The following is a 10,934-nucleotide window of genomic DNA, read 5'->3' as shown; positions in this document are numbered from 1 at the left end:
CTACCTATCTGTGTTACCCGCCCTTTAATCACCACAAAGCTAAACAACCTGCTTACGGTTTAAACCCCCCAACCGGTTTACGGTGCGGACGACAAGCTGGACGACGTGATCCTGGATCGCAAAGAAGCGACTCTGTCGTTCATCAGCGGCGACACCTACACGTTCATGGACACCTCCGACTACACCATGTACGAGCTGAACGCTGAAGACATCGAAGCCGTTCTGCCGTTCATCGAAGAAGGCATGACCGACGTTTGCGAAGCCGTGTTCTTCGAAGAGCGTCTGGTTTCCGTTGACCTGCCGACCACCATCGTGCGCCAGGTTGACTACACCGAAGGTTCCGCTCGCGGCGACACTTCGGGCAAGGTGATGAAGCCTGCCAAACTGAAAAACGGTACCGAGCTGAGCGTTGCCGATTTCATCGAAATCGGCGACTGGATCGAGATCGACACTCGCGAAGGCGGCTCCTACAAAGGCCGCGCCAAGGTTTAAGCCCTGCTTGAATCCTCGCGTATGAAAAAGCCCGACCATCGAGTCGGGCTTTTTTGTGGCTGGAACTTTTATGGCAGGGCGCTTCGTTGCCAGATCCAGCCCCTTACTTCAGATGTTGCTTGAGCTCTTCGCAGGCCTGCAGCAGCGCTGAGCGTACCGCGGGCACCTGGCTGACCACGTTGAGCAGGCCGTAATCGTGGATCATCCCGTTGTAGCGCACCGAGGTGACCGTCACGCCGGCTTCGTCCAGCTTGCGGGCATAGGCTTCGCCTTCGTCGCGCAGCACGTCGGCACTGGCGGTCTGGATCAGCGCGGGCGGCAGGCCCTTGAGCTGGGCGCTGGTGGCGCGCAACGGTGAGGCGTAGATCTCGTTACGCTGCGAGGCATCGGTGGTGTAGTTGTCCCAGAACCACTTCATCATGTTCCTGGTGAGGAAGTGCCCCTCGGCATATTGGTGGTACGACGCGGTCTCGAAATTCGCGTCGGTGACCGGCCACAGCAGCAGCTGGAAGCGGATCGCCGGCGTGCCCTTGTCCTTGGCCATCAGGCTGACCACGGCCGCCATGTTGCCGCCGACGCTGTTGCCGGCAACGGCCAGGCGCTTGCCGTCGACATTGATTTCCCGGCCGTGTTCGGCCACCCAGCGGGTCGCCGCGTAAGCCTGATTGATCGCCACCGGGTAATGGGCTTCCGGAGACGGCGTGTAGTTGACGAACACCGCCGCCGCTCCAGAGCCCACCACCAGGTCCCGCACCAGGCGCTCGTGGGTTGGGAAGTCCCCCAGCACCCAGCCGCCGCCATGGAAAAACATGAACACCGGCAACGTGCCTTTCACCCCGGCCGGCCTGACGATGGTCAGGTTGATGGCCTGGCCGTCGACCTCGATGGTCTTCTGGCTGACATCCGCCTTGGGCAGCGTCAGCTTGACCCCGGCCTGGGCCCCGACCAGCACGGCTCGCGCCTCTTTCGCAGGCAGTTGTTCCAGCGGCTTGCCGGTGCCCGCGTTCAAGGCGTCGAGGAACGCCTGGGTGTCGTGTTCGACCCCGCCTTCGGCGAACGCCGTGTTGATGGACAGAGCGAGAAGGCTGGCGGTCAAGGCTTTGCTGAAGGTGCTCATGTTCGTCTCCTGGGCGGTGCGTGGCTGGGTTAGACGGTCACGTGCAGATGGACGTCGACGTTGCCGCGGGTGGCGTTGGAGTAAGGGCAGACCTGGTGGGCCGCTTCGACCAGGGATTGCGCATCGCTCTGCTCAAGGCCGGGCAGGCTGATGTGCAGGTCGATGTCCAGGCCGAAGCCGCCAGGAATCTGGCCGATGCCGACATGGGCGGTGATCGAGGCGTTATCCGGGATCTTGCGTTTGCTTTGGCTGGCGACGAATTTCAGGGCACCGATAAAGCAGGCGGAGTAACCGGCGGCAAAGAGCTGCTCGGGGTTGGTCGCCTGGCCACCGGCACCGCCCAGTTCCTTGGGGGTGGAGAGTTTGACGTCGAGGATGTTGTCGCTGGAGACGGCGCGGCCATCACGGCCACCGGTAGCGGTTGCGACTGCGGTATAGAGAGTTTGCATGGTATGAGCCTCTTGGGTTTTGATATTTTGCGCTAAATGTTTGTGCGCTAACTAAGTGCGAAATAAATGTATCGTTCAAATATTTTGCGCGCAAGATAATTTTTTGAAGAAATGCGCAAAAAGCTCCCGGTTTTGAGCTAACCGGATGATTTGAATAATATTTTTCTCTGAGATTTTTTCTTCGACACGTCGATCGGTGTGCCGAAAGGGAGGGAGTCGCGAGCCGGCTCATGCCGTGGGCGGGCTCGCGATGGCGCCGTTACAGGCTGTCTTGCAGATGGCCGCGCAGGTTCAGCAGGTCGGCCTGCAGTTTGTGCAATTGCTCCAGGGCCAGGCCGCTGGCGCCGAGGATGCACTGCGGGATGCCGCGTGCCCGGTCATGCAGAGCACGGCCTTGATCGGTCAGTTCGATAATCACCACCCGTTCGTCTTCGCGGCTGCGGGTACGGCTCAGCAGTCCCTCGGCTTCCAGACGCTTGAGCAAAGGCGTCAATGAGCCGGGATCGGTCAGCAGGCGGCTGCTGATCTCGCCGACGGTCAGGCCGTCCTGTTCCCAGAGCACCATCATCGCCAGGTACTGGGGATAGGTCAGGCCCAGCTCCTGCAACAGCGGTTTGTAGACTTTGGTCATCAGCAGCGAAGTCGAATGCAGGGCGAAACACAGCTGGTTATCCAGCAGCAGGTCGTCGCACTTTTCCAGGGGGGGGCGTTGAGTGGTCATGGTCGGGCCTTGGTCGATACTGGTTCTGAATCTAGCGGGCGAATCTTTAATGCGCCAGATAATTCTTGCCGCCTTCAGCCCATGGCGCTCTGCAGGGCCAGATCCCAGGGCGGTATCGGGCTGAAACGGGTCTTCAGGTATTCCAGCAACAGGCGGCTGCGGGCATTGGTGTGCTGTTCCAGGCGCAGGGCGTAGATGCCAGCGCTTTCCGGTTTGGGCAGGCCGGCTTCGCAGAACAGCGGCAGCAGTTCGCCGCGCAGCAGGTATTCGCTGGCCAGCCAGGTCGGCAGGTGGGCGATCCCCAGCCCGGCCAGGGCGCCGGACAACAGGGCCTCGGCATTGTTGGCGCTCATGCGGATGCGCTGTGGGCGGTGGGTTTGCAACTGTCCATCCAGCTCGAAGCGCCAGGCGAACAGCGGGGCCAGGCCGTCCCAGTCCAGGCCATCGTGCTGGCTCAGTTCGGCGGGGTGCACCGGGGTGCCGCGAAGCTTGAGGTAGGCCGGGCTGGCGCAGGCGATGCGCACGATGCTCGCCAGCGAGGTCGCGACCATGCGCGTATCGACCCTTTGCCCGGCACGCAGCACCAGGTCGACCTTGCCCAGGTGCGAGCCCTGCATATCGACGAAGCTGTCGATCAGGTGCAACTGCACATCCAGCCCCGGGTAGAGCATCAGAAAATCGGCGATGGCCGGTGCCAGGTGCCGGCGGCCGAATGCCGCCGGGGCGTCGATGCGGATCAGGCCTTCCGGCGCATGGCTCAGGGACACCGCTTCCGCCCGGGCCAGCTGCAGCTCGGCGACGATGCGCCGGGCGCGTTCGGCGAAGGCCTGGCCGGCCGCCGTGGCCACCACGGCATGGGTGGTGCGCATGAACAGCTTGCTGCCGACGGCGTTTTCCAGGCTGTCGATGCGCCGGGCCACTGCCGAGGGGGTCAAGGGATGCCGGCGCGCGGCTGCGGAAAAACTTCCGGCTTCCAGGACATCGAGGAACAGGCCGAGCTGTTCGGTAAGGGCATTGGGATTCATGGCGGGCATTTGCCTGTGCGAAATTGGCAAAGCCATTGTGCGTTGCTGTGCGTTTCCCTGCTAGGGCCGACTGCGTAGCATGCAAGGCCTGAGGTGAGGAGAACGGCTTTGATCGATTTAGCGATGTATCTGGTGTTGGGCGCGGCGTTGGGCACGGTGGGCGGTTTGTTCGGGATCGGCGGCGGCCTGATCGCGATTCCGGTGCTGGGCGTGTTGTTCGGGCTGGACCAGCAGGTCGCCCAAGGTACGGCACTGGTGATGGTGGTGCCCAACGTGATGCTCGCCTTGTGGCGTTATCACCAGCGCAATCGGATCGAAGCGCGCCATGCGCTGCCGTTGGCGGTGATGGGCTTCTGTTTCGCCTGGCTCGGTTCGATCTGGGCGGTGGGGATCGATGCCCAGGCCATGCGGATCGGTTTCGTCGCGTTTCTGGTGACGCTGTCCGCCTACAACCTGTTGCGCATGTTCCTGGCCAGTGCCCCGGCTTCGGCGCAGTTGCGTTACCCCTGGCCCTGGCTCGGTGTGTTGGGGGCGGCCTCCGGGGCCATGGGCGGGCTGTTCGGCGTCGGTGGCGCGGTGGTGGCCACGCCGGTGCTGACCAGCGTGTTCGGCACCACCCAGGTGGTCGCCCAGGGTTTGTCGCTGGCCCTGGCACTGCCCAGCACCGGGGTGACGCTGGTCACCTACGGCGTGCATCGGGAGGTGGACTGGATGATCGGCCTGCCCTTGGCGGCGGGCGGGCTGCTGAGCATCAGCTGGGGCGTGAAAATCGCCCATGCCTTGCCCGAGCGAGTGCTGCGCGGGCTGTTCTGCGCTTTCCTGGTGGTCTGCGCGGTGATGCTCGCCCTTAAAGTTTGAAGCCTTCGACTATGTGCTCGGCCAGGCATTCGGTGATAGGCGAGGGCGTATTGAGGTTACGCACCAGCATGATGCTGGCCTCGGGTAATAGCGGCAGGTCTTCGGCGGTGCCGAGGATACGCATGTCCGGGGTGATCAGGCTTTCCAGCTGCGCGGTGATCGCCAGCCCGGCGCTGACCACGGCCATCAGCGCCGACAGGCTGGAGCTGTTATAGGCGATGCGGTAATCGCGCCCGGCGGCGTCCAGGGCATTGCAGGCCCACTGCCGGCAGAAGCAGTCGCTGTTGAACATGGCCAGGGGGATCGGCGTTTGTTCATGGGGGCAGAAACCCTGGGCCTCGGCCCAGACGAACCGCTCCTTGCGCAGCAACTGGCCGATTTCGCTGCCTGGTTCGCGAGTGACGATGGACAGGTCCAGGTCCTGGCGTTGCAGCAGTTGCCGGGACGACTCGCAATGCACTTCGATCTGGATCAGGGGATAGGCCTGGGCGAAACGCGACAGGATCCCCGGTAGAAACCGCATCACGTAATCGTCCGGCGTACCGATGCGCACGGTGCCGACCATGTGCGGTTCGCGCAAGGTATTGAACACCTCGCTGTGCAGTTTCAGGATGCGCCGCGCGTAGCCCAGCAGTACCTGGCCTTCGGCGGTCAGGCGCACCTGGCGCCCGTCGCGCTGGAACAGCTGGCGTTGCAGCACGTCTTCCTCGAGCCGTTTCATCTGCATGCTCACTGCGGACTGGGTGCGATTGACCTGTTCCCCGGCCTTGGTGAAACCGCCCTGGTCGGCGATGGCGACAAAGGTGCGCAGCACCTCGGTATCAATGCTTGGGTAGCTGGACAATTCATCAAACTCCGAGATGTATTGCATAAGAAACATTCGTTGGATTGATCTTAGTCCTGGGCGGAGACTGGAGCCATCCCCACTGGAGGACAAGACGATGAAAGGTCAAAAAGGTTATGTACTGGCTCACCGGTTCCCCTGGCATGAGCTTGCTTTGCGGTCCCTGCTGCACAGGATGGTCCGCTGGCATGCACTCCACCGCGAACGCCTGATGCTGGCCGGCATGAGTGACGAGGCGCTGAAGGACATCGGCCTCAGCCGTGCCGATGTGGAACAGGAAAGCGTGCGGCCGTTCTGGGACGACCCGATGCACAAATGAGCGTCAAGGCGCTACACAAGCCACTTCTCACTGAGGTAGTTTGCGGGCAGACAAGGAGATTGCCATGCCCGCAGAACTGTCCTTTTCCCTCAAGCAGGCCCGGCGTCTGGCGCTGGCCGCCCAAGGTTTTTCCGGGCGGCAGGCGCCTGCGACGATCCGGCCGGCCCAGGTCAATCGTCTGATCGAGCGCCTGGGTGTCTTGCAGATCGATTCGGTCAATGCCTTGGTGCGTTCGCACTACCTCCCGCTGTTTTCCCGCCTTGGCGACTATCCCGCACCACTGCTGGACCAGGCCGCCTGGAGCCAGGGGCGCCAGCGCACCTTGTTCGAATATTGGGGGCATGAAGCCTCGTTGCTGCCGTTGTCGCTGTACCCGCTGATGCGCTGGCGCATGCAGCGGGCCAGCCAGGGGCAGGGGATTTACCAGCAGCTGGCGCGTTTCGGCCAGGAACAGCAGGCGACCATCCGCCGGGTGCTGGCCGCGGTCGAGGAGCAGGGAGCTCTTGGCGCGGGCAGCCTGTCGACCCGCGAGGAGCGCGCCGGCCCCTGGTGGGACTGGAGCGCGGAGAAACACGCGCTGGAATGGCTGTTCGCTGCCGGTGAGGTGACGGTCGCGGGCCGGCGTGGGTTCGAGCGCTTGTACGACTTGCCGGAGCGGGTGCTGCCTTCGCGCATCCTGCAACAGCCGGCGCTCAGCGAGGCCGATGCTCAGCGTGGGTTGTTGCTGCATGCGGCGAATGCCCTGGGCGTGGCCACCGAGAAGGATCTGCGCGATTACTTCCGTCTGGAGCTGGCAGACAGTCGGGCTCGATTGGCGGAGTTGCTGGAGGACGGCGAGTTGCTGGCCTGCGAAGTGGAGGGTTGGAAGCAACCAGCCTATTGCCTGCCGCAGGTGAAGGTGCCGCGCAGCGTGGCAGTCAGCGCCTTGCTGTCACCCTTCGATTCGTTGATCTGGGAGCGCAGCCGCACCGAGCGTCTCTTCGATTTCCACTACCGCCTGGAGATCTACACACCGCGGCACAAGCGGGTGTATGGCTATTACGTGTTGCCGTTCCTGCACCACGAACGCATCGCCGCGCGGGTCGACCTGCGGGCGGAGCGCGCGCAGGGGCGCCTGGCAGTGCATGCCGTGCATGAAGAAGAATCGGGATTGGACGAGCAGGGGATGCAGGCCCTGGCGGGGCAGTTGCGGCGCATGGCCGACTGGCTGGGCCTGGCCGAGGTCCAGCTCAATTGCCCGAGGGCCAGCGCCCAGCGCTTGCGGGCTTTTCTTTGAACGGCATTGCGAGCGATCGATCATCCGGCAGCGTTGCGGATGATCGATCGCTACGGGGTCAGCGCTTGACCTGTTTCAAGGTCTCGGCAATCAGGAACGCCAGCTCCAGGGACTGATCGGCGTTCATCCGTGGGTCGCAATGGGTGTGGTAGCGATCCGACAACGCGTCTTCGGTAATCGGCCGTGCGCCACCGATGCACTCGGTGACGTTCTGCCCGGTCATCTCGATATGGATACCACCGGCATAACTGCCCTCGGCCTCGTGGACCTGGAAGAACTGCTTCACCTCCGTGAGGATCTGCGCGAAGTCCCGGGTCTTGTAGCCGGTGCTGGCCTTGATGGTATTGCCGTGCATCGGGTCGGAGCTCCACAGCACCTGCTTGCCTTCACCTTCTACCGCGCGGATCAGTTGCGGCAGGTGGTCGCCGACCTTGTTCGCGCCCATGCGCACGATCAGGTTCAGGCGGCCCGGATCGTTGCTCGGGTTGAGGATGTCGATCAGGCGGATCAGATCCTCGGGGTTCATGCTCGGGCCCACCTTGACCCCGATCGGGTTGTTCACCCCGCGCAGGAACTCGACATGGGCGCCGTCGAGCTGGCGGGTGCGGTCGCCGATCCACAGCATGTGCGCCGAGCAGTCGTAGTAGTCGTTGGTCAGGCTGTCGCGGCGGACGAAGGCTTCTTCATAGTTCAGCAGCAGCGCTTCGTGGGCGGTGAAGAAGCTGGTCTCGCGCAGCTGCGGCGAGCTGTCCATGCCGCAGGCGCGCATGAAGGCCAGGGTTTCGTCGATACGGTCGGCCAACTGGCTGTACTTCTCGGCCAGGGCGGAGTTGGCGATGAAGTCCAGGTTCCATTTGTGCACCTGATGCAGGTCGGCAAAACCGCCCTGGGCAAAGGCGCGCAGCAGGTTCAGGGTGGCGGTGGCCTGGTGGTAGGACTGCAGCAGGCGGTCCGGGTCCGGCACCCGGCTTTTCGCGTCGAAACCTATGCCATTGACGATGTCGCCACGATAGGCCGGCAGCGTCACGCCGCCGATGGTTTCGTCATTGGCCGAGCGCGGCTTGGCGAATTGCCCGGCCATGCGCCCGACCTTGACCACCGGGCAGCCGGCGGCGAAGGTCATGACGATCGCCATCTGCAGCAGGACCTTGAAGGTGTCGCGGATCTTCGCCGCGGAGAATTCGGCGAAGCTCTCGGCGCAATCGCCACCCTGCAACAGAAAGGCGCGGCCCTGGGTCACCTCGGCGAACTGGCGGCGCAACTCCCGGGCTTCACCGGCAAACACCAGGGGCGGATAGCTGGCCAGGGTCTGCTCGACCTGCAACAGGTGAGCAGCGTCGGGGTAGGCGGGTTGTTGCTGGATCGGCAGGGCGCGCCAGCTGTCAGGGCTCCAGGGTTGGCTCATCATGGACTCGGGTGTCTGAAGGTCGGGCGGGCATTTTACCAGCAATTAGTGCGTGACCTGTTCCCGTCGGTTCGCGGACAATCGCGCCTTTCCCGCTCGGCGCCGAGCGGCCGGTTTATCGCGATGGCCAGGTTGAGCCCCGTCGCGGCTAGGAGAAGAGATGACTGAGGAGCGCGTCGAGCGTCTGCTCGCCGAAGTGCACGATGAGTTCGGCATGATCCGGGTGTTCGAAGTGGCGGATTACCGCTTCCTCGAATTTGGCGATGCCATCGAGCAGAGCTGCGTGTTCACCGCCGACCCGAGCTGGCTGGAGTACGACTACACCCGGGCCATGCTGATCGGCGCGTTGTGCCATGAGCAGCCCGAGAGCGCACTGTTTCTCGGCCTGGGCGCCGGCACCCTGACCCAGGCCTGCCTGAAGTTTCTGCCACTGGAAGATGTCGAGGCCATCGAGCTGCGTCCGGACGTGCCGCGCCTGGCCATCGAATACCTGGGGCTGGATGACGATCCGCGTCTTTATATCCGCGTAGGCGATGCGCTTGAGCTGCTGGACAGCGCCGAGCCGGCGGACCTGATTTTCGTCGACCTCTATACCGATGTCGGACCGGGCGCCGGGCACCTGGCCTGGACCTTCCTGGAAAACTGCCAGAAGCGCCTCAACCCGGGCGGCTGGCTGGTGATCAACCAGTGGGCCACCGACGATGGCAAGCCGCTGGGCGCGGCCTTGTTGCGCGGGCTCTACCATCGGCATTACTGGGAGCTGCCGGTGAAGGAGGGCAATGTGATCCTGATCGTGCCGTCCGACCTGGAGCAGGATCTGGACATGGACGGCCTGCAGGCCCGGGCCGAGGCCCTGGCGCCGCGCCTGGGGTATTCGCTGCAGTCGTTGATCAAGTGCATTCGGCCGGCGACCTGAGTCGGCTGGCCGCTTCGCGGATCGCGGGCAAGCCTCGCTCCTACAGATCGCACAATCCTTGTAGGAGCGAGGCTTGCCCGCGATAGGGCTTCACGTTCACGGCTCAATGCCCCTTGAACACCCCCGGTCGCTTCTCGACCATAGCGCGCACACCTTCCTTGGCGTCCTCGCTGTTCAACAGTTTCTTCACCAGCGGCGGCAATCCCCGGGCTGCCGCGGTTTCCCCTTCGAGCCGGGCTTGCCGGGCCGACATCAGGGTCGCCTGAACCCCCAGTGGCGCCTGGCGGGCGATCCGTTCGGCGAGGGCCAGGGCCCGGGGCAGCAAGTCTTCGCTGGCCATCACTTCCTGCACCAGCCCCAGGCGCAGGGCTTCATGGGCGTCGAACTCGTCGCCGGTCAGCAGCCAGCGCATGGCATTGCCCCAGCCGGCGATCTGATGCAGGCGCAGGGTGGCGCCGCCAAAGGGAAAGATACCGCGTTGCACTTCCAGCTGGGCGAAGCGGGTGTTGCTGGCGCACAGGTTGATGTCCGCCGCCAGCATCAGCTCGATGCCGATGGTCAGGCAGTAACCCTGCACGGCGACTATCACCGGTTTGCTGACCCGCGGTCCGGCAAAGACACCCCAGGGGTCGCAGCCCCCGGCCGGCGCCTGCCAGCCTTCGGCCAGCGCGGCGCCGACGTTGGCCAGGTCCAACCCGGCGGTGAAGTGCTCGCCATGGCCGAACACCACCGCGACCCGGGCCTCGCTGCTGGCCTCGAACTCGCCATAGGCCAGGCTGAGCTGGTTGAGCAGTTCCAGGTCGAAGGCGTTGCGCTTGGCGACCCGGTCCAGGCCGATGAGGAAGAGGTGACCACGCTGTTCACGGCTGACGCGACTGCAATTGGGCTGGCTCATGGGGCATTTCCTCGGGCGGTAAGGAGGGCCGCGGACTGACGGTGCCGATCGGCGAGGTGAACCGTTTAAGCGTCATCCCCCGACGGGCGCGGGCCAGAGCAAAATAGACCGTTGTCGGATGATCCGCAAAGCCTGTGACAACTAGGCGTTCAGCGGGTTTTTCCGACAAAAAAAACTCCCCTTTTTTGGTAATTCCGGTATAGTGCGCGCCGGCCTTTAACCGGGCCTCGTTTAGGTGATGCAATTCCCCGAAGTCAGCTTCGGCTGCTTGTCCGCTGCGCGGACTATCCTTGACGTTCATTTCTTTCAATCGTTTTCGCAAATCCCCGCCGACAAAGCTGCCAGGGTGACTCTTCGAGTCTTACACGGCATGCGCAGCTTTGAAGCATGGGTCTTTGCGGATGCACTTAGAGGCAGACCCATGACCCAGGAAATCGGCGGCTTCGCCGCTCTTGAACTTCATCCCAATATTGTCGCTGCAGTAGTCGCTACCGGCTATGAAGAGCCTTCGGCCATTCAGCAGCAGTCGATCCCGATCATCCTCGCCGGTCACGATCAAGGAGCTGTGGAACACCCTGGTGCCGCTGTGGGACGACCGCACCTTCTATGACTTCGTC

At 63.5% G+C, this 10,934-nt stretch carries 12 protein-coding genes and 1 pseudogene; 5 read left to right on the top strand and 8 right to left on the bottom strand.

Features of this window, described 5'->3' with window-relative positions:
* Nucleotides 1–492, top strand: a pseudogene (locus tag ACQKQA_RS28050) (elongation factor P); the annotation flags it as partial.
* Nucleotides 493–595: 103 nt separating this feature from the next.
* On the opposite strand, the gene ACQKQA_RS28045 reads toward ACQKQA_RS28050, so the two are convergent.
* From ACQKQA_RS28045 to ACQKQA_RS28030, 4 genes are all read right to left on the bottom strand, one after another.
* Nucleotides 596–1,609, bottom strand: a complete 1,014-nt coding sequence (locus ACQKQA_RS28045; protein WP_427564465.1) for an alpha/beta hydrolase — start codon at nucleotides 1,607–1,609, stop codon at nucleotides 596–598.
* Between the two features lie 29 nt (nucleotides 1,610–1,638).
* On the bottom strand, nucleotides 1,639–2,058 hold the full coding sequence (locus ACQKQA_RS28040) for an organic hydroperoxide resistance protein (RefSeq protein WP_427564463.1): 420 nt from the start codon (nucleotides 2,056–2,058) through the stop codon (nucleotides 1,639–1,641).
* Nucleotides 2,059–2,317: 259 nt separating this feature from the next.
* Entirely contained in the window at nucleotides 2,318–2,779 is a 462-nt protein-coding gene (locus tag ACQKQA_RS28035; protein WP_427564462.1) for a MarR family winged helix-turn-helix transcriptional regulator, read from the bottom strand.
* A gap of 74 nt (nucleotides 2,780–2,853) precedes the next feature.
* Complete coding sequence (locus ACQKQA_RS28030) at nucleotides 2,854–3,804, bottom strand: LysR substrate-binding domain-containing protein (RefSeq protein ID WP_427564460.1); 951 nt, start codon at nucleotides 3,802–3,804, stop codon at nucleotides 2,854–2,856.
* A gap of 108 nt (nucleotides 3,805–3,912) precedes the next feature.
* Between ACQKQA_RS28030 and ACQKQA_RS28025 the strand changes: the two genes are divergently transcribed.
* Nucleotides 3,913–4,662, top strand: a complete 750-nt coding sequence (locus tag ACQKQA_RS28025) for a sulfite exporter TauE/SafE family protein (RefSeq protein WP_427564459.1) — start codon at nucleotides 3,913–3,915, stop codon at nucleotides 4,660–4,662.
* On the opposite strand, the gene ACQKQA_RS28020 is transcribed toward ACQKQA_RS28025, so the two are convergent.
* Complete coding sequence (locus tag ACQKQA_RS28020) at nucleotides 4,652–5,506, bottom strand: LysR substrate-binding domain-containing protein (protein ID WP_427564466.1); 855 nt, start codon at nucleotides 5,504–5,506, stop codon at nucleotides 4,652–4,654. The two genes, ACQKQA_RS28025 and ACQKQA_RS28020, sit on opposite strands and share 11 nt — an antisense overlap.
* A gap of 97 nt (nucleotides 5,507–5,603) precedes the next feature.
* Between ACQKQA_RS28020 and ACQKQA_RS28015 the strand changes: the two genes are divergently transcribed.
* On the top strand, nucleotides 5,604–5,825 hold the full coding sequence (locus tag ACQKQA_RS28015) for a DUF1127 domain-containing protein (protein ID WP_427564458.1): 222 nt from the start codon (nucleotides 5,604–5,606) through the stop codon (nucleotides 5,823–5,825).
* A 64-nt stretch (nucleotides 5,826–5,889) separates the two neighbouring features.
* Nucleotides 5,890–7,101 (top strand): winged helix-turn-helix domain-containing protein, encoded by a 1,212-nt coding sequence (locus tag ACQKQA_RS28010; RefSeq protein ID WP_427564457.1) that lies wholly within the window; start codon nucleotides 5,890–5,892, stop codon nucleotides 7,099–7,101.
* 58 nt (nucleotides 7,102–7,159) lie between these two features.
* Here ACQKQA_RS28010 and ACQKQA_RS28005 read toward each other — a convergent pair whose 3' ends face one another.
* Nucleotides 7,160–8,506, bottom strand: coding sequence for a class II 3-deoxy-7-phosphoheptulonate synthase (locus ACQKQA_RS28005; RefSeq protein WP_427564456.1), 1,347 nt, complete (start codon nucleotides 8,504–8,506; stop codon nucleotides 7,160–7,162).
* A gap of 160 nt (nucleotides 8,507–8,666) precedes the next feature.
* Here ACQKQA_RS28005 and ACQKQA_RS28000 point away from each other — a divergent pair, with 160 nt between their 5' ends.
* The gene (locus ACQKQA_RS28000; protein WP_427564455.1) at nucleotides 8,667–9,422 is read left to right on the top strand and encodes a spermidine synthase; all 756 of its coding nucleotides are present in this window, start codon (nucleotides 8,667–8,669) and stop codon (nucleotides 9,420–9,422) included.
* A gap of 103 nt (nucleotides 9,423–9,525) precedes the next feature.
* On the opposite strand, the gene ACQKQA_RS27995 is transcribed toward ACQKQA_RS28000, so the two are convergent.
* Nucleotides 9,526–10,317 carry a crotonase/enoyl-CoA hydratase family protein gene (locus ACQKQA_RS27995; protein ID WP_427564454.1) on the bottom strand — a complete coding sequence of 264 codons (792 nt, stop codon included), beginning with the start codon at nucleotides 10,315–10,317 and terminating at the stop codon, nucleotides 9,526–9,528.
* Nucleotides 10,283–10,618, bottom strand: a complete 336-nt coding sequence (locus tag ACQKQA_RS27990; protein ID WP_427564453.1) for a hypothetical protein — start codon at nucleotides 10,616–10,618, stop codon at nucleotides 10,283–10,285. Before ACQKQA_RS27990 ends, ACQKQA_RS27995 begins: the two co-directional genes overlap by 35 nt.
* Between the last annotated feature and the right edge of the window lie 316 nt (nucleotides 10,619–10,934).

It is taken from the genome of Pseudomonas sp. NPDC089530 (assembly GCF_050280705.1).
Lineage (GTDB): Bacteria > Pseudomonadota > Gammaproteobacteria > Pseudomonadales > Pseudomonadaceae > Aquipseudomonas.
This window is presented reverse-complemented; position numbering and strand designations above follow the sequence as displayed.

Coding starts and splice junctions, on each gene's coding strand:
- ACQKQA_RS28045 (WP_427564465.1), bottom strand. CDS start 1,609: ATGAGCACCTTCAGCAAAGCCTTGACCGCCAGCCTTCTCGCTCTGTCC.
- ACQKQA_RS28040 (WP_427564463.1), bottom strand. CDS start 2,058: ATGCAAACTCTCTATACCGCAGTCGCAACCGCTACCGGTGGCCGTGAT.
- ACQKQA_RS28035 (WP_427564462.1), bottom strand. CDS start 2,779: ATGACCACTCAACGCCCCCCCCTGGAAAAGTGCGACGACCTGCTGCTG.
- ACQKQA_RS28030 (WP_427564460.1), bottom strand. CDS start 3,804: ATGAATCCCAATGCCCTTACCGAACAGCTCGGCCTGTTCCTCGATGTC.
- ACQKQA_RS28015 (WP_427564458.1), top strand. CDS start 5,604: ATGAAAGGTCAAAAAGGTTATGTACTGGCTCACCGGTTCCCCTGGCAT.
- ACQKQA_RS28010 (WP_427564457.1), top strand. CDS start 5,890: ATGCCCGCAGAACTGTCCTTTTCCCTCAAGCAGGCCCGGCGTCTGGCG.
- ACQKQA_RS28005 (WP_427564456.1), bottom strand. CDS start 8,506: ATGAGCCAACCCTGGAGCCCTGACAGCTGGCGCGCCCTGCCGATCCAG.
- ACQKQA_RS28000 (WP_427564455.1), top strand. CDS start 8,667: ATGACTGAGGAGCGCGTCGAGCGTCTGCTCGCCGAAGTGCACGATGAG.
- ACQKQA_RS27995 (WP_427564454.1), bottom strand. CDS start 10,317: ATGAGCCAGCCCAATTGCAGTCGCGTCAGCCGTGAACAGCGTGGTCAC.
- ACQKQA_RS27990 (WP_427564453.1), bottom strand. CDS start 10,618: ATGAACGTCAAGGATAGTCCGCGCAGCGGACAAGCAGCCGAAGCTGAC.